The organism is Leifsonia sp. A12D58 (assembly GCF_047530025.1).
Lineage (GTDB): Bacteria > Actinomycetota > Actinomycetes > Actinomycetales > Microbacteriaceae > Cryobacterium.
This window is the reverse complement of the sequence record NZ_JBLJAT010000003.1, coordinates 352,483-371,216: the sequence shown is the minus strand read 5'-3', so window position 1 is coordinate 371,216 and position 18,734 is coordinate 352,483. Positions and strand designations below refer to the sequence as shown.

16 protein-coding genes are annotated in these 18,734 nt (G+C 63.2%); 15 read left to right on the top strand and 1 reads right to left on the bottom strand.

Features of this window, described 5'->3' with window-relative positions; translation table 11 throughout:
* The first annotated feature begins 42 nt into the window (after nt 1-42).
* The 3 genes from ACMT3I_RS10060 (at nt 43) to ACMT3I_RS10050 (ending at nt 3,846) form a co-directional block, all read left to right on the top strand.
* A complete protein-coding gene (locus ACMT3I_RS10060; RefSeq protein WP_414804350.1) occupies nt 43-1,200 on the top strand; it encodes a cystathionine gamma-synthase in 1,158 nt (385 codons plus the stop codon).
* Nucleotides 1,201-1,302: 102 nt separating this feature from the next.
* Nucleotides 1,303-2,649 carry an APC family permease gene (locus ACMT3I_RS10055; RefSeq protein ID WP_414804349.1) on the top strand — a complete coding sequence of 449 codons (1,347 nt, stop codon included), beginning with the start codon at nt 1,303-1,305 and terminating at the stop codon, nt 2,647-2,649.
* Between the two features lie 174 nt (nt 2,650-2,823).
* Nucleotides 2,824-3,846: a LacI family DNA-binding transcriptional regulator gene (locus ACMT3I_RS10050; RefSeq protein WP_414804348.1), complete on the top strand. Its 1,023-nt coding sequence runs from the start codon at nt 2,824-2,826 to the stop codon at nt 3,844-3,846.
* On the opposite strand, the gene soxR is transcribed toward ACMT3I_RS10050, so the two are convergent.
* A complete protein-coding gene (gene soxR, locus ACMT3I_RS10045; RefSeq protein WP_414804347.1) occupies nt 3,843-4,355 on the bottom strand; it encodes a redox-sensitive transcriptional activator SoxR in 513 nt (170 codons plus the stop codon). The genes ACMT3I_RS10050 and soxR overlap by 4 nt on opposite strands.
* 85 nt (nt 4,356-4,440) lie before the next feature.
* Between soxR and ACMT3I_RS10040 the strand changes: the two genes are divergently transcribed.
* The 12 genes from ACMT3I_RS10040 to yjfF all read left to right on the top strand — a co-directional run bounded on the left by ACMT3I_RS10040 (nt 4,441) and on the right by yjfF (nt 18,714).
* Entirely contained in the window at nt 4,441-5,862 is a 1,422-nt protein-coding gene (locus ACMT3I_RS10040; protein WP_414804346.1) for an MFS transporter, read from the top strand.
* Nucleotides 5,863-6,216: 354 nt separating this feature from the next.
* Complete coding sequence (locus ACMT3I_RS10035; RefSeq protein ID WP_414804345.1) at nt 6,217-6,927, top strand: L-ribulose-5-phosphate 4-epimerase; 711 nt, start codon at nt 6,217-6,219, stop codon at nt 6,925-6,927.
* The gene (locus ACMT3I_RS10030; RefSeq protein WP_414804344.1) at nt 6,927-7,100 is read left to right on the top strand and encodes a hypothetical protein; all 174 of its coding nucleotides are present in this window, start codon (nt 6,927-6,929) and stop codon (nt 7,098-7,100) included. Before ACMT3I_RS10035 ends, ACMT3I_RS10030 begins: the two co-directional genes overlap by 1 nt.
* Nucleotides 7,101-7,204: 104 nt before the next feature.
* Nucleotides 7,205-8,281 (top strand): multiple monosaccharide ABC transporter substrate-binding protein, encoded by a 1,077-nt coding sequence (gene chvE / locus ACMT3I_RS10025; protein ID WP_414804492.1) that lies wholly within the window; start codon nt 7,205-7,207, stop codon nt 8,279-8,281.
* An 89-nt stretch (nt 8,282-8,370) separates the two neighbouring features.
* Nucleotides 8,371-9,900, top strand: a complete 1,530-nt coding sequence (gene mmsA / locus ACMT3I_RS10020) for a multiple monosaccharide ABC transporter ATP-binding protein (protein WP_414804343.1) — start codon at nt 8,371-8,373, stop codon at nt 9,898-9,900.
* Nucleotides 9,901-9,935: 35 nt separating this feature from the next.
* Nucleotides 9,936-11,177 (top strand): multiple monosaccharide ABC transporter permease, encoded by a 1,242-nt coding sequence (mmsB, locus tag ACMT3I_RS10015; RefSeq protein WP_414804342.1) that lies wholly within the window; start codon nt 9,936-9,938, stop codon nt 11,175-11,177.
* 630 nt (nt 11,178-11,807) lie between these two features.
* A complete protein-coding gene (locus tag ACMT3I_RS10010) occupies nt 11,808-12,779 on the top strand; it encodes a type IV toxin-antitoxin system AbiEi family antitoxin domain-containing protein (RefSeq protein ID WP_414804341.1) in 972 nt (323 codons plus the stop codon).
* Between the two features lie 394 nt (nt 12,780-13,173).
* The gene (locus ACMT3I_RS10005; protein ID WP_414804340.1) at nt 13,174-13,407 is read left to right on the top strand and encodes a hypothetical protein; all 234 of its coding nucleotides are present in this window, start codon (nt 13,174-13,176) and stop codon (nt 13,405-13,407) included.
* Nucleotides 13,408-13,774: 367 nt separating this feature from the next.
* Complete coding sequence (locus ACMT3I_RS10000) at nt 13,775-14,761, top strand: ABC transporter substrate-binding protein (protein WP_414804339.1); 987 nt, start codon at nt 13,775-13,777, stop codon at nt 14,759-14,761.
* Nucleotides 14,762-14,915: 154 nt separating this feature from the next.
* On the top strand, nt 14,916-16,634 hold the full coding sequence (locus ACMT3I_RS09995) for an ATP-binding cassette domain-containing protein (protein WP_414804338.1): 1,719 nt from the start codon (nt 14,916-14,918) through the stop codon (nt 16,632-16,634).
* On the top strand, nt 16,631-17,662 hold the full coding sequence (locus ACMT3I_RS09990) for an ABC transporter permease (protein WP_414804337.1): 1,032 nt from the start codon (nt 16,631-16,633) through the stop codon (nt 17,660-17,662). The genes ACMT3I_RS09995 and ACMT3I_RS09990 overlap by 4 nt, the downstream gene beginning before the upstream one ends.
* On the top strand, nt 17,659-18,714 hold the full coding sequence (yjfF, locus tag ACMT3I_RS09985) for a galactofuranose ABC transporter, permease protein YjfF (protein WP_414804336.1): 1,056 nt from the start codon (nt 17,659-17,661) through the stop codon (nt 18,712-18,714). Before ACMT3I_RS09990 ends, yjfF begins: the two co-directional genes overlap by 4 nt.
* The last annotated feature ends 20 nt before the right edge of the window (nt 18,715-18,734 follow it).

Sequence of the window (18,734 nt, the reverse complement as noted above, 5' to 3'; positions counted from 1 at the left end):
CACCTGACCCCGCATCCGTTGAACCGCGTATAGAGGAACACCATGACTGACTCCCCGAACTTCGACACCGTCGCCATCCACGCCGGGCAGGAATTCGACCCGACGACCGGAGCGGTGATTCCGCCCGTTTACCTCACGTCGACCTTCGTGCAGGACGGCATCGGCGGCCTGCGTGGCGGCTACGAATACTCCCGTGGCGGCAACCCGACGCGCGATTCGCTGCAGACGCTGCTCGCCGCACTCGAGGGCGGCCAGCTCGCGCTCTCGTTCGCCAGTGGCCTTGCCGCCGAAGACACGCTGCTGCGCGCAGCGCTCGTGCCCGGCGACCACATCGTGCTCGGCAACGACGTTTATGGCGGTACCCACCGTCTCATCGAGCGGGTGCACGGCCCGTGGGGCGTGCGCAACAGCACGGTCGAGATGTCGGACCTGGCCGCCGTCGAGACCGCGATCATTCCCGGCGAGACCAAGATGCTCTGGGTCGAAACACCGAGCAACCCGCTCATGAAGATCAGCGACATCACGGCGCTCGCCGAAATCGGGCACCGTCACGGCGTCACCGTCGTCGTCGACAACACCTTCGCCTCGCCGGCGCTGCAGCAGCCGCTGGCCCTGGGCGCAGATGTCGTTGTGCACTCCACCACGAAGTACCTCGGCGGTCACTCCGATGTACTCGGCGGCGCCCTCATCTTCGGCACCGACAATGAATTGGCGCAGAAGGCCTCCTTCCTGCAGTTCGCGGCTGGCCCGATATCCGCTCCGCTCGACGCGTGGCTCACCATCCGGGGCATCAAGACCCTCTCGGTACGAATGGACCGGCACTGCAGCAACGCGCAAGCCATCGCAGAACACCTTGTCGCTCACCCGGCTCTCGATGGCATCTATTACCCGGGCCTGCCGTCGCACCCCGGCCATGAGCTGGCTGCAGCCCAGATGAGCGGATTCGGCGGCATGATTTCACTGGCATTCTCCGGCGGGGCGCCAGCCGCTCGGGCGTTCGCCGAATCGACACAGCTGTTCCAGCTCGCCGAATCACTGGGCGGAGTCGAATCACTGGTCAACTATCCGGCAGAGATGACGCATGCGTCGGTGCGCGGGACCGAGCTTGAGGTGCCAGACAACATCGTGCGTCTCTCGGTGGGAATCGAGTACGTCGGTGACCTCATTGCCGACATCGATGGGGCGCTCGCGAAGCTGTAAGCCACCCGTACAGCTCCTGCCGACGCACACTTGGCAGGATCTGTACGAACAGTGTCCTTTCTGCCATCGGCGCCAGGCCGAGTGTCGGGCAGAATGAGTGACGTGACAACGTCCCAGACCTCCCAGCCGCTCGCATCCGCTTCGTCGGCCGGATCGAATTCACCGGATGCCGCACCCGCCCACACCGGATCCCTCGGCCTCGTGCAGGGAACAGCGCTCTACATCGCCGCAGTGCTCGGCACCGGCATCCTGGTGCTGCCCGGCCTCGCGGCCAACGCGGCCGGACCGGCATCCCTGGTGGCCGTGCTCGTCGTCTTCGTGCTCTCGATCCCGCTCGCCGGGACCTTCGCGGCGCTCTCGTCTCGGTATCCCGATCCGGGCGGCGTCGCGAGTTACGTGCGGAAGGCGCTCGGACCGGTCTGGGCCCGCATGGCCGGCTACTGGTTCTTCTTCGGAGTCGGCGCCGGAGCCCCCGTCGTCGCAATGCTCGGCGCCGAGTACGTGGTGGCGATCGTCGGGGCCGACAAGTCGACGGTGGTGTGGGTGGCGCTGGCCATCTTCGTGCCGCCGTTCGTCGTCAACTACCTCGGCGTTCGCGTGTCTGGCATCGTGCAGCTCGTACTCACCGCAGCTCTGCTGTTTGTCGTCATCGGGGTGGTGTCTGTGGCAGCTCCGGCAGCGGATGGTGCCAACTTCGAACCGTTCATGCCCAACGGCTGGGGCGGCGTCGGCACGGCCGTCAGCTTGTTCGTCTGGGCATTCGCCGGTTGGGAGATCGGCACCCACATCTCGGGAGAATTCAAGAACCCGCGCACGGTCATCCCGATCGCAACGGCGATCGCCCTTGTCGTCGTCGGAGCGTCATACCTCGCCCTGCAGTGGGTGACGGTCGCCGTCCTCGGCGCAATGGCCGGAGACGGCCAGGTGCCGCTGCTCGACCTCGTTGAGACATCGACGCTCGGCGTCGGACCCGTGTTGGTCGCCGTCATTGCAGCGATCGTCGCCCTCGGCGTGCTCAATGTCTATCTGGGTGCGTTCGCCAAGCTCGGCGCCTCCCTGGGCCGAGACGGCGACCTGCCGCGCTGGATGGCGCGTGGCGTCGAGTCCGGTCAGGTGCCGCGCAGGAGCCTGTCGGTCGTGGCGATTATCTGCGCCATTTACTTCGCCCTCATGCTGGCGAACGGGCTCGCGCTGACGCCGTTCATTCTGATTCATACAAGTTCGATGGTGTCGATCTACGTGCTGGGCATGATCGCTGCGGTGCGCCTGCTCGAGCGCTGGACATTTGGCTGGTGGCTTGCCGTTATCTCGGTTGCGCTCACCGTGGGGCTCCTCGTGCTCGCGGGCCCGAACCTGCTCGTTCCCGGCGTACTTGCTGTCGCCGCGCTGATTGTCAGCCTGTCGCAGCGGATGCGCGCGAGCACCAGGCGGCGCATCGTCGCCGAGTAGCAGTGCAGACTCTGGCCTTCATCTGACCGACTGCATGTCGGATCGGCCCTCGCCTCCGGTTTGTGGTTACGCGGATGTGACTGTCACATTAAGGTCGCTCGGGCGTCGACCGACGTGCATAATTGAGTTCGCGTCCACATTTGTGACCGTGCACATCACTGCAGGACCTTTCCTATGACATTGGAACCACCCTCCGGCCGCGCGCCGAGTATTCGTGACGTGGCGCGCGTCGCCGGGGTGTCTCACCAGACGGTTTCACGTGTGCTCAACCACCACCCGAGCATCCGCGAGTCCACCAAGGCGCGCGTGCTCGAAGTGATGGAAGAGCTGCAGTACAGGCCCAATCGCGCGGCGCAGGCTCTGGTCAAGGGGCGCTCCCGCACCATCGGCGTACTATCGGCCCAGAGCTCGCAGTACGGCCCGGCCAGCAGTATCGCGGCGATTCAGGATGCCGCTCGAGACGCTGGCTACTTCGTCAACACGGCGAACCTCACGAGCGTCGATGAGGCATCCATTGAAGCCGCCGTCGACCACCTGATGTATCAATCTGTTGAGGGCATCGTCGTGATCGCGCCTCAGGTGCGGGTGTTCGACGCCCTGGAGCAGTTGTCGATCAGTGTGCCCCTTGTCACTCTGCAATCGGCGGGTCGACTGAACGACAAGGCACTCTCTGTTGACCAGATTGCCGGGGCGCGCCTGGCGACCAGGCATCTGATCGAGCTCGGCCACCGCAACATTTACCACCTCACCGGTCCGCAGGACTGGATCGAGGCTGAGGCCAGGATGCGCGGGTTCCTCGACGAGATGGGGGCCCAGGATGTAGCGACGACCGCACCGATCCTGGGCGACTGGACCGCAGAATTCGGTTATTACGCCGGCCGAGAGCTGCTGCGGGTGCGCGACTTCACTGCCATTTTCGCCTCAAACGACCAGATGGCGCTCGGCCTGATGCACGCCATCCACGACGCCGGTCTCGACATTCCGGGCGACATCAGCGTGATCGGCTTCGACGATATCCCGGAGGCCGCTCACTTCTGGCCACCACTGACGACTGTGCGGCAGGACTTCAGCGAGCTCGGTCGCCGCAGCATCGCGCTGCTGCTGGCCCAGATTGCCGGCGAAGACACCGAGCCATACCGGGGCTCGATTATTCCGGAGCTGATCGTGCGCTCGTCGACGGGCCGGGCAGCCTTCTAAACGGGCGCTTCCGACCCTTCCATCCCTTTCGCCCCGCCCGCCAGGTCGGCCGCATCCGTCTCCCAGAGACGCGGCCCCGAACCGCTGGCTCCGACAATGTCGCCGTCGTTGCGCAGCGCGCATTTATCGATGCTGAGGCAGCCGCATCCCATGCAATCATCGAGGTCGTTCCGCAGATGCTGCAGCGCGGTGATCCTGGAGTCGAGCTCAGCGCGCCAGTGCGACGACAGGCGCGCCCAGTCGGCCTTGGTCGGTGTGCGACAAGCCGGCAGCGAGTCGAGAGCTGCACGGATCTCAGACAGCGGGATTCCGACTCTGGCCGACACCCGGATGAACGACACTCGGCGCAGCATCTCGCGTCGATAGCGGCGTTGGTTGCCGTCCGTGCGCTCACTCGTGAGCAGACCCTTGCGTTCGTAGAAATGCAGGGCGGATGCCGCCACTCCGCTGCGCTCTGACAGCTCACCGATGCTGAGCATGCCGTGCGCGCTGCCTCCGAGCTGCACCATCTGCGGCCTCCTTGACCTCAACAATAGTTGAGGTCATAGCCTCATCCGTGTGACCGAAAGCAACAAGACAGTGGAGAATGACAGGATGAGCAATGATGATCCGGCGGGCGCCATCGCGCCTGCAGATGGCGGGGGCGTTCTCGGCCCGAAATATCGCTGGATCAGCATAGGAATGTGCTCGCTCATTCTGCTGGCGGCATTTGAATCGCTTGCGGTCACCACGGTGATGCCCGGCGTCAGCGCGCAGCTCGGTGGAGAGTCCCTGTATGCCCTCGCCTTTGCCGGCCCACTGGCGGTCAGCGTCGTCGGCATGGTGCTTGCCGGCAACTGGTCGGACCGACGCGGGCCGCGCGGTGCCCTGCTCGCTGCAGTGCTTCTGTTCGCGATCGGCCTGATCATCGCCGGAACTGCCCAGACGATGGGCGTTCTGGTCGCAGGGCGACTCATCCACGGTTTCGGCGGTGGCGGTCTGACCGTTGCCCTGTACGTGATCGTAGCCAGGGTCTATCCCGACTACCTGCAGCCGCGGATCTTTGCCGGGTTCGCCGCAGCCTGGGTCGTTCCGTCCCTGATCGGGCCATTCGTTGCTGGAGTCGTGGCAGACACCTTCGGTTGGGAGTGGGTGTTCCTGGGCGTTGTCGCGCTCGTTGTGCCTGCCCTGGTGATGGTGACCCCGGCGCTGCGAGGAATGGGCGAGAAGCCGAGCGCCGATGCTCCGCCGTGGAGTGTGTCCCGCATTGTGCTTGCGGTTTTCGCCGCCGTCGCCGTGCTCGTGCTAAACCTCTCTGCCGGTTTTGTCGGCTGGCTGATCTGGGCTGTTCCCGTTGCGGCGATCATTCTGCTTGCGCTCACCGTTCGCCCCTTGCTGCCCGTCGGCACCCTGCGAGCGGCCAAGGGGCTACCCAGCGTTGTGCTGCTGCGTGGACTCGTCGCCGGTTCATTCTTCGGCGCCGAGATCTATATTCCGTATCTGCTCTCTGATCACTACGGACTCTCCGCGTCGATGGCAGGCTTGGCTCTCACCCTCGGTGGCGTGATGTGGGGAGTGGCGTCGCAGGTGCAGGGTCGCTACTCGACAGTCCTCGACCACGGTCTGTGCATCAGGATCGGCTCAGCTCTGCTGGGCTTAGCCCTGGCTGTAACGATTGTCGTGCCCGTTCTAGAGCTGCCTGCCTGGACGCTCATCGTCGGCTGGGGAGTCGCCGGAGCCGGCATGGGAATCATGTACCCGCGCACCTCGGTGATGGCACTGCAGTCCTCGACGCCTGACGACCAGGGGTTCGTGAGCTCAGCGATCTCGATCTCGGATGCCATCGGCTCGTCGCTGGCCATCGCGCTCACCGCGCTGGTCTTCGCATCACTCGCACCCCTCGGCGGTGTCTGGCCCTTCGTCGGGTGCTTCGGGCTGTCTGTGCTGCTCTGGCTGCTCAGCCTCGGCGCAGGGCGTCGGGCATCGGTGACGCGGCACCCAATTGCGGTGGCTGCAGCGACTACTGCCGCGGACTAGCGCATTTATCTGCGTGGTGCACCACCCGCGGAATGGTCAATCTCGCGCTCCATGCTGCGCTCGCTTGGGTCAAGTTATACAACCGAGACATTCCAAACTTGACACTCAAATGACGCGTATGGCTAACTTAGTCACACGATGTGAACGGTCACATTGCGAATGACATCCGCTTCACCGTGTCATTCCTGATTCATCCCGCATTACCCAGCACAACTGCAGCGCCGCAAGCACCAGCCCCACGCGCATCAGACAAAGGAGTCGTTTCGTGAGCACGCCCATCACCCAGTTCCTGCCTCAGGGACGCGCCACGGGTTCGGCGTCTGCGCACGGCACCACAGCAACGGTCGTCAACGCATGAACACATACGGACCTCAGATCGAGGTGGCAATCGCCCGCGTTCGCGCCGATGTCGCCAAGCTGCATGCCGAGCTGACGCGCAATGGTCTTGTCGTATGGACCGGCGGCAACGTCTCCGGCCGGGTTCCTGGCGCTGATCTTTTCGTGATCAAGCCCTCTGGTGTCAGTTACGACGATCTGGCTCCCGAGAACATGATCCTCTGCGACCTCGACGGCAACGTCATCCCGGGCACTCCGGGCGCTGAGCGTTCTCCGTCGAGCGACACCGCAGCTCACGCATACGTGTACCGGAATATGCCAGAGGTCGGCGGTGTCGTGCACACGCACTCCACCTATGCGACGGCGTGGGCTGCACGTGCAGAGCCGATCCCGTGCGTGATCACGGCGATGGCTGATGAGTTCGGCGGGGAGATCCCGGTCGGGCAGTTCGCGATCATCGGCGATGACTCGATTGGTCGCGGCATCGTCGAGGCGCTGACGGGTCACCGTTCCCGTGCGGTGCTGATGCAGAACCACGGCCCGTTCACGATCGGCAAGGACGCCAAGGATGCGGTCAAGGCTGCAGTCATGGTCGAGGATGTCGCTCGCACGGTACATATCGCCAGGCAGGGCGGCGAGCTGGTGCCGTTGCCCCAGGCTGCCATCGACTCACTTTTCGATCGTTACCAGAACGTCTACGGACAAGCACCGCAGGGGGTGCTCCGCTGATGCCAGCACTCACGCAACTCGCACTCGCACCGGCCGCTGCATCCGCTCGGCCCGCCACAGGATTTCGCCGAGGCGCGCACCCGCGCCTCGAGCGCGCACAAGCCACCACCCAGCGTGTCAGCACGCACACGGTGAGTTGGAATCAGGCCAGCCCAACGGCATCCGGTCTGTAATCACACATCTGTTCACCCACTCGCACATCAGCGTTGATAAATAAACCTCGAAAGGGAACACAGTGAAGAAGAAAGCACTTCTCGCCACACTGGCTGCCGGCGCCATGATCATGTCGCTCGCCGCTTGCTCAGGAGCATCGGGCGACTCAGCAGGGTCCGGCGACGGCGGCCTGGTTGGCGTTGCAATGCCGACCAAGTCGAGCGAGCGTTGGATCCAGGACGGCAACGCCGTCAAGAAGCAGCTCGAGGAGCAGGGCTTCAAGGTCGACCTTCAGTACGCAGAAGACGACATCCCCACCCAGGTCTCGCAGATCGAGAACATGATCACCAAGGGTGCTGAAGCCCTGATCGTCGCGTCGATCGACGGCACCACGCTCACGAGCGTGCTGCAGGAAGCCGCAGACAACGACATCCCCGTCATTGCCTACGACCGCCTGATTCGCGACACCGAGAACGTCGACTACTACGCAACATTCGACAACTTCAAGGTCGGACAGCAGCAGGCATGGTCGCTGCTGAACGGACTCGGCCTCACCGAGCTCGACGGCACCGCAATCGCCGGCGCACCCGCTGGCCCGTTCAACGTCGAGCTGTTCGCTGGCTCGCCCGACGACAACAACGCCACCTTCTTCTTCAACGGCGCAATGGATGTCCTCCAGCCGCTGATCGACGACAAGACCCTCGTCGTCAAGAGCACCCAGACCGACTTCAACACGGTTGCAACCCTGCGCTGGGACGGCGAAACCGCCCAGAAGCGCATGGAGAACATCCTGACGTCGACCTACTCAGACGGCTCGAAGGTCAACGCGATCCTTTCCCCGTACGACGGCATCTCACGAGGCATCATCTCCGCTCTGACCGACGCCGGCTACTCGGTGGGCGCAGAATGGCCGATCATCTCCGGCCAGGACGCTGAGCTCGACTCGGTGAAGGCAATCGTTTCAGGCGAGCAGTACGCCACCATCTTCAAGGACACCCGCAAGCTCGCAGAGGTCGCTGTCAACATGACCGTCGCGCTGCTGAACGGCGAGACCCCTGAGATCAACAACACCACCGACTACGACAACGGCAAGAAGGTCGTTGACTCGTACCTGCTGGACTCGGCCATCGTGGTCAAGGACAACATCACCGAGCAGCTGGTTGACTCCGGCTACTGGACCCAGGCCGAGATCGACGGCTAACACCCAATAGTGATCTGCCGGTGGGGGAGCAACAGCGCCCCCGCCGGCAGATCTTCTCACTCCCTGGCACTACTGAGAGAGGCACGTAAGTGACTACCAACATTCTCGAGATGCGCGGCATTACCAAGACGTTCCCCGGCGTTAAGGCGTTGCAGGATGTCACGCTCAACGTTGCCCGCGGCGAGGTCCACGCAATTTGTGGCGAAAACGGCGCAGGCAAGTCCACACTCATGAAGGTCCTGAGTGGGGTGTATCCGTTCGGCACGTACACCGGTGACATCGTCTTCGAAGACGAGGTCGTCGAATTCCGCGACATCACTGACAGCGAAGCCAAAGGCATCGTCATCATCCACCAGGAGCTGGCACTCAGCCCCTATCTCTCTATTGCAGAGAACATCTTCCTGAACAACGAACAGCGCGGCGCCTTCGGTCTGATCGACTGGAACAAGACCAACCAGGAGGCCGCAAAGCTGCTGGCTCGTGTCGGCCTTCGAGAGAACCCGACCACCCGCATCCTCGATATCGGTGTCGGCAAGCAGCAGCTGGTCGAAATCGCCAAGGCGCTGTCGAAGCGCGTGAAGCTGCTCATCCTCGATGAGCCGACCGCGGCGCTGAACGACGAAGACTCTGCCCACCTGCTCGATCTGATCCAGCACCTCAAGGAGCAGGGGATCACGTCGATCATCATCAGTCACAAGCTGAACGAGATCAAGAAGGTCGCAGACTCGGTCACCGTCATCCGCGACGGCAAGACCATCGAGACCATCGCAAAGCAAGAGGTCACCGAAGACCGCATCATCAAGGACATGGTCGGCCGCGATCTCGAACACCGCTACCCGGATCACACGCCGCACATCGGCGACGAGATCCTGCGTGTCGAGGAGTGGACAGCCCACCACCCGCAGGATGTCTCGCGCGTCGTTGTCGACAACGTCAGCCTGAACGTGCGCAAGGGTGAGATCGTCGGCATCGCCGGACTGATGGGCGCCGGTCGCACCGAATTCGCGATGAGCCTGTTCGGTCGTTCATACGGCACTCGGATCTCCGGCCGTGTTTACAAGAACGGCGTCGAAATCAAGACGCGTTCAGTGGCCGAGGCTATCGAGAACGGCCTCGCGTACGCGACCGAAGACCGCAAGCAGTACGGTCTCAACCTGATCGAAGACATCCAGCGCAACGTTTCGATGGCTTCGCTCGGCAAGCTGAGCCGCGGCGGTCTGGTCGACGCCAACGAAGAGTTCAAGGTTGCCAACGAGTACCGCAAGAGCATGAACATCAAGGCTCCGTCTGTACTGGCCAAGACCGGCAAGCTCTCGGGCGGAAACCAGCAGAAGGTCGTGCTGTCGAAGTGGATCTACTCCGACCCCGACGTTCTCATCCTGGATGAGCCCACTCGCGGCATCGACGTCGGCGCCAAGTACGAGATCTACGCGATCATCAACGAACTCGCGGCGCAGGGCAAGGGCGTCATCGTCATCTCCTCTGAGTTGCCGGAGTTGCTGGGTATCTGTGACCGCGTCTACACACTTTCCGAGGGCCGGATCACGGGCGAGTTCCCGATCGAGACAGCTACGCCGGAAACCCTCATCAAGCACATGACCATGGAAAAGGCTCGCTAGCCGCCCGGCTAGTGGGACATAAGGAGAAAACACCAATGAGTGATCTCGATAGCAAGCCTGCTGTAGAAACGGCGGCGGGTGCTCTCGTTAACCCGAGCACGTCGAAGGCCGGGTCCTGGTTCAGCCACGTGGTCAGCGACCTGGGCAAGAACGGTATTTTCATCGCGCTGATCGTGGTGGTGGTGCTGTTCACGTTCCTGACCGATGGCATCCTGCTGCGCCCGCAGAACATCTCCAACCTGATCGTGCAGAACGGCTACATCCTCGTTCTGGCGATCGGTATGGTCATGGTGATCATTGCAGGGCACATTGACCTCTCGGTCGGATCAGTCGCCGCATTCGTTGGCGCCGTTTCCGGTGTGTTCGCGGTGAGCTGGGGTCTGCCCTGGTGGCTGTCGATCATCCTGTCGCTGCTCGTCGGCGCCCTGGTCGGCGTCTGGCAGGGCTTCTGGATCGCCTTCGTCGGTATTCCAGCCTTCATCGTGACGCTGGCCGGCATGTTGATCTTCCGTGGTCTCGCCCTCGCCGTGCTCGGCAACGCGAACATCGGTTCGTTCCCCGAGGAGTACCGTGCACTCGGTAACGGATTCCTGAACAACGTGTTCGGTGAGTTCGCTCTGGATCCGCTGACCATCGGCATCGCCGTGATCGCCATCATCGCGCTCATCGTGCAGCAGGTTCGCACCCGTAGCGGACGCGCGAAGTACGGCCAGGATGTCGAGCCGCTGGTCTGGTTCGTTGCCAAGCTCGTACTGATCTCCCTCGCAATCGGCCTGTTCGGCTGGGCACTCGCCTCGTACAAGGGCATCCCTGTCACGCTGATCGTGCTGGCCGTTCTCGTGCTGGTCTACGGCATCATCATGAACCGCAGCGTCTTCGGTCGTCACATCTACGCCATCGGTGGCAACCTGCACGCTGCTGAGCTGTCCGGTATCAAGACCCGTAACGTCACGTTCTGGCTGTTCGTCAACATGGGTGTGCTGGCTGCGCTTGCCGGTCTCATCTTCACCGCTCGCCTCAACCTGGCCGGCCCGAAGGCCGGTGACGGCTTTGAGCTTGAGGCCATCTCCGCTGCCTTCATCGGTGGAGCGGCTGTGACGGGTGGTGTCGGTACCATCGGTGGCGCCATCATCGGTGGTCTGATCATCGGAGTGCTGAACAACGGTATGTCGATCATGGGTATCGGCATCGAGTGGCAGCAGGCCGTCAAGGGCCTCGTGCTGCTGCTGGCTGTCGCGTTCGACGTGTACAACAAGCGTCGCGCTGGTGGTCGCTAGTCGCTGGTCGCTGGTCGCTGGTCGCTAGTCGCTAAGGCCGCGGCGTTCTGCGGGCCACGCGCTGACATTAGCCCCGTCGTCTTCGGACGGCGGGGCTTTTGCATGGCTGCGGTCTTCCTCAGTGTGTGGACGGCGTACTGCAGTGCTTGGATACATGCTGTGCTGTGCAGTGTGGTGTGGTGTGATGTGGTGCAAAGCAGTGCAAAGCAGTGCAGTGCGTGCGTGCGTGTCGGCGCCGTGCCGCCGCCGCCGTGACACCACCGGGCTTGGCGCGGCCCTGCGGTCAGGTTCGGCGCGCGATATTCCCGCTGGCGCGGGCCCTTTCGCGCGCCCACCGGAATATCGCGCGCCAAGCCTGTGGGGCGGCACGGCGCCATCCGCTCACGGCGCCATTCGCTCGCGGCAGCATCCGCTCACGGCGCCATCCGCTGTCGGCAGCATCCGCTCACGGCGCCATCCGCTGTCGGCAGCATCCGCTCACTGCAACATTCGCCCGCGACCCACGTTTGAAACGCAGGCTCCTGCACGTCGGATGTCGCTACAACTTGTACACAGATCTTCGGGCTCTGGCGCGCGTCTGGGACGGCATGCGCACTGTGGGTCATGCGCGATTTTCTTGAGACTGCGGCCATGCCTCATTCGGGGCTGATCCCCGCGGCGTCGCTGAAACGACTCGGCGTCTCGCAGCATACGGTGGAAGCGCTCGTTGGTCAGAGAGAACTTGTGCGTCTCCGCCACGGCGTCTATGTCAGCGGAGAGCACTGGAATGCGGCGAAAGCTAACGAGCGCTATCGGCTTTTCGTTCGTGCGACTCACTTTCTCGGTAAACGGCCCGTTGTCGTATCGCATGAATCGGCGGCCGTTTTGCATGGGCTTCCGACTATCGGTGCCTGGCCGACGACGGTTCACGTCATCGACTCTGACGCGACGGGCGGGAGCAACGCTCGATTCACCACCCGGCATCGAGCGGTGTCCACAACCGACGTCGTTCAGGTCGGTGGCATCGCGGTTACCTCGTTAGCGCGCACGCTCGTGGATGTGGCGATGCACGCAACCTTTCTCGTCGCCGTCACCATGATTGACCACGCACTCCGCACTGAACAGGAACGGGAGCTGGCAGCGCGGCAGCGCGGCATCCGCTCACCGGCAGCGTTGACGAAAACCGATCTGTACGCCGCACTCCGGCCAGATCTTTCACGAGCACTCCGTTCGAAAGCTGAGCGGGCCATCGGATTCGCCACTGACCTGTCCGCGAATCCGGGGGAGACACTTGGAAGAGTTCGGATGCATGAGCTCGGGTTCGAAGTTCCCGAACTTCAGGTCTGCTTCCCCGATGTCGGCGGCCATGACTACTGGGTCGATTACTACTGGCGGAGCATCCGCAAGATCGGTGAGTTCGACGGCACGCACAAGTACACGCGTGGGGCGGTGCTCGGTGACCGTGACCCGGCAGAGGTTCTCGTGGCTGAAAAGGTGCGCGAGGATGCACTGCGCCAAGATCCGGGCTGTGACAGTTTCGATAGATGGGATTGGGACACGGCGATCTCGCCGCGCCGCTTTTACGCCTTTCTCGTCAAGCACGGGATGCCCAGCGCGAGGTGACGCGCTGTGCGCGTCTGGCACTGCGGCCGGCCGGCCATGAAAGCTCGGCTCGTGCTGGCGGTGTGCCTTTGGAGCGCGACCTGGCCGGTGTGCGGGTTATGGTGCGGCCGCCTTGGGCGCGCCCGTTCTGGCGGGCTGTCATGCTGACTCGACCCTTTTGCCTCGACCCTTTTGGCTTGGTCCTTCTGCCTTGGTACTGCTGGCTCGGTCTTTCTGCCTTGGTACTGCTGGCTCGGTCTTTCTGACTCGACCCTTTTGCCTCGACCCCTCTGGCTTGGTCTTTCTTGCGGGCGGTCTGCCAGCGCGGCCCATGCTGGCTCAATATTCGATCCGCCGGGCAATGAGCGCGGCAATTTGACCTCGGTCAATCTGGGCGCGCGAAAATCCCGCTGGCGTGCGCCCTATTGCGCGCCTGCCGGGATATCGCGCGCCCAGCCTGCGGCACGGAGCGCCGGGCGCCGGCCAACGACTCGCCGACCCGTCGACTCGCCGACCCGTCGACTCGCCGACCCGTCGACTCGCCGACCCGTCGACTCGCCGACCCGTCGACTCGCCGACCCGTCGACTCGCCGACCCGCCGAGCACGGAGCGCGGAGCACGGAGCACGGATGCCGACACTGAGCACTGAGCACTGAGCACTGAGCACTGAGCACTGAGCACTGAGCACTGAGCACTGAGCACTGAGCACTGGGCAAGGGGAGCACTGGGCAAGGGGTGCACTGGGCAAGGGGAGCACCGCGCGCCGAAGCACCGCGTGCCGCGCAGCGGCAGGAGGATCACCTCAACTATCGACGAAAAATATGAGCGCTCACAATTCGGGGAGATCGGCTCGACAACGAACAGATAACGAAAGCAGAGCGAATTGTGATTACCCATTGTGAGCGCTCACATTTCGGCGCTAGCATGCGATCACGGTCAGAATGAGCTGCCCGCCCGGCACCAGTTCACGCAGCATCGTTCCCCGCCGGGACGCTGAACAAGGAGGTTTAGTCACGATGAAGAAACTCATCACTGCAATTGCAGCCGGGGCCATGATCATGGCACTCGCAGGGTGCTCAAGCGCCGACGGCGGCACGGGCGATACGGGCGCAGCCAAGGATCCGAGCGACATCGTTGTCGGATTCGCCCAGGTTGGCGCAGAGAGCGGATGGCGCACGGCCAACACCAAGGACATCCAAGACTCGTTCAAAACGGCAGGCATCGAACTGAAGTTCTCTGACGCGCAGCAGAAGCAGGAGAACCAGATCAAGGCGATACGCTCCTACATCACCCAGGGCGTCGATGTCATCGCATTCTCGCCTGTCGTCGAGACCGGCTGGGATGCTGTTCTCAAGGAAGCGAAGGACGCCGAGATTCCCGTCGTCCTGACCGACCGCGCCGTCGATTCCAAGGATGACTCGCTCTACGTGAGCTTCCTCGGTTCCGACTTCATCGAGGAGGGCAAGAAGGCCGGCGACTGGTTGGTCAGCGAGTATGAGGGCCAGACCGACCCGGTCAAGATCATCCAGCTCGAGGGCACCACGGGAGCGGCTCCGGCCATCGACCGTGCTGAGGGCTTTGCGGATGTCATCAAGGCCGACTCGAAGTTCGAGATCGTCGCATCGCAGACGGGTGACTTTACGCGTGCCGGTGGCAAGCAGGTCACCGAAGCGCTGCTCAAGTCCAACCCTGACGTCGACGTGATCTACGCACACAACGATGACATGGGCCTCGGCGCCATCGAAGCGATTGAAGCGGCCGGACTGGTTCCGGGCACCGACATCAAGATCGTCACCGTCGACGCCGTGAAGGATGGCATGCAGGCCCTGGCCGATGGCAAGATCAACTTCATCGTCGAGTGCTCGCCGCTCCTCGGGAAGCAGCTGGTCGACATCGTCAACCAGGTCGTTGCCGGCGAAACTCCGGAAAAGCGCATCATCACCGAAGAGACAACCTTCGACCAGGAGCAGGCCATCGCGGCTCTGCCCACCCGCCAGTACTAAGAATCACGTACTCAGCACAACGCCACACCAGCACGAGCAAGATTCATCACGCGGAATCGCGGGTCGGGCCGTCGGACAACGACTTCCCGGCCCGCGCATCCCATAGCTGCTCAGCTGAGTGGCATCCGTTTTCAACGAAGAAAGCAGAACCGGCATGACCGTAGAGACTCCTGTGGTCGAAATGACCAACATCTCGATCTCGTTCCCCGGCGTGAAAGCGCTCGACGAGGTGAGCTTCCGCATGTTCCCTGGCGAGGTGCACTCGCTGATGGGCGAAAACGGCGCAGGCAAATCAACGCTGATCAAGGCGCTGACCGGTGTCTACTCGATTGACAGCGGCACCATCACGCTTGCCGGGGCGCCCGTGTCATTCGCCGGGCCTGCTCAGGCGCAGGAGGCCGGCATCAGCACGGTCTACCAGGAGGTCAACCTCCTCACCAACCTCAGCGTCGCCGAGAACATCATGCTCGGCCGCGAACCTCGCCGATTCGGCGCGATCGACTGGCGGGCCACTCGCAAGCGCGCCGGCGAACTCCTCACCAGACTCAACCTCGACATCGACCCGGCCTCGCTGCTCGGCTCGCACTCGCTCGCTGTGCAGCAGCTTGTCGCCATCGCGCGCTCACTCGACGTGCAGGCCAAGGTGCTGGTGCTCGACGAACCGACATCCAGCCTCGACGCGGATGAGGTCACCGAACTCTTCCGCGTCATCCGCTCTCTTAAAGAAGAAGGAGTGGCGATCCTCTTCGTCTCTCACTTTCTCGACCAGGTCTACGAGATCTCTGACCGCCTCACCGTGTTTCGCAACGGCAAGCTCGTCGGTGAATATCTCACCGAGGAGATCCTGCGCATCGACCTCGTACAGAAGATGATCGGCAAGGAAATCACCTTGCTTGACGACCTGCAGAAGAAGACACACGACCAGAGCGTGGCCGACGACGAGGGCGAAACACCATTACTGCAGGCGATCGGACTTGGGCGTAAGGGGGCCATCGAACCGTTCGACCTGCGAATTTACGAAGGGGAGGTGGTCGGCTTTGCCGGCCTACTCGGGTCGGGCCGCACTGAGCTCGCCCGCATCCTCTCCGGCATCGACAGGCCGGATGCCGGCACCCTCACGATCGACGGCAAGAAGAGTCGCTTCCGGACGCCGCGTGCAGCGCTGGGTCGAGGGGTCGCTTACTCCTCGGAGAACCGGAAAGCAGAGGGTGTCGTCGAAGACCTCACCGTGCGCGACAACATCGTGCTTGCGCTGCAGGCCGACCGTGGCTGGTTCAAACGGATTCCGAAGAAGCGGCAGGATGAGCTGGCCGCAAGCTATATCCAGGCGCTCAACATCCGTCCGGCCAATCCCGACGCGCTCGTCAAGAACCTCTCGGGCGGCAACCAGCAGAAGGTGCTGCTTGCCCGATGGCTGGCCGTCGCACCGCGGCTGCTCATCCTCGACGAGCCGACGCGAGGCATCGACGTCGGGGCCAAGGCCGAGATCCAGAAGCTCGTCGTGGACCTGGCCGAGAACGGCATGTCTGTCGTGTTCATTTCGGCCGAACTCGAAGAAGTGCTGAGGCTCAGCCACCGCATCGCAATCATGCGCGACAGGCGCATGGTCGCCGACATCGACAACGACGATGTGAGCGTCGATAGCCTGCTCGCGATCATCGCCGACGGTTCTGTGGCTGACGAGGGCGCCGCTGACGAGGGCGCCGCTGACGAGGGCCCGAAGGGCGACGGCACGGCCACGGCACCGGCGATCGAGGCGCCCGCATCCGCCACCCCACCATCCGCCACCCCCGCATCCGCCACCCCACCATCCGCCACATCTGAATCCGGCAAGCCGGCATCCGGCACTCCACTGACAGGGGTACGTAAGTGAGCAAGATATTCGCCAGTCGGCTATTCTGGCCCGTCGTGATGTTGCTGGTGCTATTCGCCATCAACCTCATCGCGTTCCCCGGCTTCTTCAGCCTCGAGATAAAGAACGGGCATCTGTTCGGCAGCCTTGTCGACATTGTGCGCAACGGCGCCCCTACCCTGATCATCGCCGTCGGCATGACGCTGGTCATCGCGACGCGGGGCATCGACCTCTCGGTCGGAGCCATCTGCGCCATCGCCGGTGCGGTGGCCTGTTCGATCATCCTCGGTTCAGACAATCCGGGGAGCGTGCTCACCGTTGTCGTCGCCGTCACAGTGGCTATCTTGATTTCGCTGGTGCTCGGAGTCTGGAACGGATTCCTGATCGCCGTGCTCGGCATCCAGCCCATCATCGCCACCCTCATCCTGATGACGGCCGGCCGCGGTGTCGCGATGCTCATCACCGAGGGGCAGATCCTCACGGTGAACAGTCCGCCGTTCAAGGTGATCGGCTCTGGCTTCGTGTTCGGGCTGCCCGTTGCGGCGATTATCGCTGCGGTGATCTTCGCACTGGCGGCGATCCTCACCCGGCGCACCGCACTCGGCATGCTCATCGAATCGGTGGGCATCAACCCGGAGGCCAGCCGCCAGGCCGGTGTGCGCTCGCGAGGCCTGCTGTTCACCGTTTACGCGTTCTGTGCGTTGTGTGCGGCGATCGCCGGGCTTATCCTCACCTCCAACCAGACAGCAGCGGATGCCAACAACACCGGCCTCTTCATCGAGCTGGATGCCATCCTCGCCGTCGTCATCGGCGGTACCTCGTTGGCCGGTGGACGATACTCGCTGGTCGGCACGCTCGTCGGGGCGCTGGTCATCCAGACCCTGGTCACCACCGTCTACACGGTCGGTATCCCGCCCATCGCCACGATGGTGTTCAAGGCCGCCGTCGTCACGATCGTCTGCCTGCTCCAGTCGCCGACCACCAATGCCGCATTCGCCCGCTGGCGACACGCCCTGACTAACTCACGGAAGGATGCGGTTGCCTCATGAGCACCCTGACTACCAACCCCACCAGTCCCGCCGGTCCCACTCTGCCGAACGGTGGCAGGCCCAGCATGCTCAGTCGCATCCTCAGCCAGACGCGTGCGGCGTTCACCAGTCCGAAGTACGGGCCGGTGCTCGTCACGCTCGTGCTGCTCATCATCATCTTCGCCATCGGCGGCAGCCGTTATAAGGGCTTCGTTTCTGGCCCGGTCATCCTCAACCTGTTCGTCGACAACGCCTACCTCATCGTGCTCGCCGTCGGCATGACCTTCGTCATCCTCACCGGCGGGATCGACCTTTCAGTCGGTGCGGTCGTGGCGCTGTCCACCATGATCGCCGCCAGCCTGCTGCAGGCCGGCTGGGAGGCTGGCGTCGTCATTCCGCTGATCTTGCTGGTCACGTCAACCCTCGGATTCCTGGTCGGGCTGATGGTGCACGTGTTCAAGATCCAACCCTTCATAGCCACCCTCGCCGCCATGTTCCTGGCGCGCGGCCTCTGCTATGTGATCAGCAACAACTCGATCTCGATCGACAATCCGTTCTTCGTCGCTCTCGCCCAGACCCGCATCCCCGTCGGACCCCGGATGAGCATCAACGCCAGCGTCATCATCGCGATCGTCGTGGTGATCATCGCGTTCTACGTGCTGCATTACACACGCCTCGGTCGTACCGTATACGCGATCGGCGGGGGAGAGCAGTCAGGCATGCTGATGGGCCTGCCCGTCGCTCGCACCAAGGTTCTCGTCTACGTGATCAGCGGCTTCTGCTCCGGGCTGGCGGGGGTGCTGTTCACCTTCTATACGCTCTCGGGCTACAGCCTCACCGCCATCGGAACCGAACTGGATGCCATTGCCGCCGTCGTGATCGGCGGCACCCTGCTCACCGGTGGCTACGGGTTCGTGCTCGGGTCGGTGCTCGGCGTGCTCGTGCTCGGCACAATTCAGACGATCATCACGTTCGAGGGCACGCTGAGTTCGTGGTGGACACGAATATTCATCGGGGTGCTGCTGCTGGTGTTCATCATCCTGCAGAAGGTGCTGACGGCCAGGCGGCGTTGATGCCATTCCTCACAGCAATC

Coding starts and splice junctions, on each gene's coding strand:
- ACMT3I_RS10030 (WP_414804344.1), top strand. CDS start 6,927: ATGCCAGCACTCACGCAACTCGCACTCGCACCGGCCGCTGCATCCGCT.
- mmsB (WP_414804342.1), top strand. CDS start 9,936: ATGAGTGATCTCGATAGCAAGCCTGCTGTAGAAACGGCGGCGGGTGCT.
- ACMT3I_RS10060 (WP_414804350.1), top strand. CDS start 43: ATGACTGACTCCCCGAACTTCGACACCGTCGCCATCCACGCCGGGCAG.
- ACMT3I_RS10000 (WP_414804339.1), top strand. CDS start 13,775: ATGAAGAAACTCATCACTGCAATTGCAGCCGGGGCCATGATCATGGCA.
- soxR (WP_414804347.1), bottom strand. CDS start 4,355: ATGGTGCAGCTCGGAGGCAGCGCGCACGGCATGCTCAGCATCGGTGAG.
- ACMT3I_RS10050 (WP_414804348.1), top strand. CDS start 2,824: ATGACATTGGAACCACCCTCCGGCCGCGCGCCGAGTATTCGTGACGTG.
- chvE (WP_414804492.1), top strand. CDS start 7,205: ATGATCATGTCGCTCGCCGCTTGCTCAGGAGCATCGGGCGACTCAGCA.
- yjfF (WP_414804336.1), top strand. CDS start 17,659: ATGAGCACCCTGACTACCAACCCCACCAGTCCCGCCGGTCCCACTCTG.
- ACMT3I_RS10035 (WP_414804345.1), top strand. CDS start 6,217: ATGAACACATACGGACCTCAGATCGAGGTGGCAATCGCCCGCGTTCGC.
- ACMT3I_RS10040 (WP_414804346.1), top strand. CDS start 4,441: ATGAGCAATGATGATCCGGCGGGCGCCATCGCGCCTGCAGATGGCGGG.
- ACMT3I_RS09995 (WP_414804338.1), top strand. CDS start 14,916: ATGACCGTAGAGACTCCTGTGGTCGAAATGACCAACATCTCGATCTCG.
- ACMT3I_RS10010 (WP_414804341.1), top strand. CDS start 11,808: ATGCCTCATTCGGGGCTGATCCCCGCGGCGTCGCTGAAACGACTCGGC.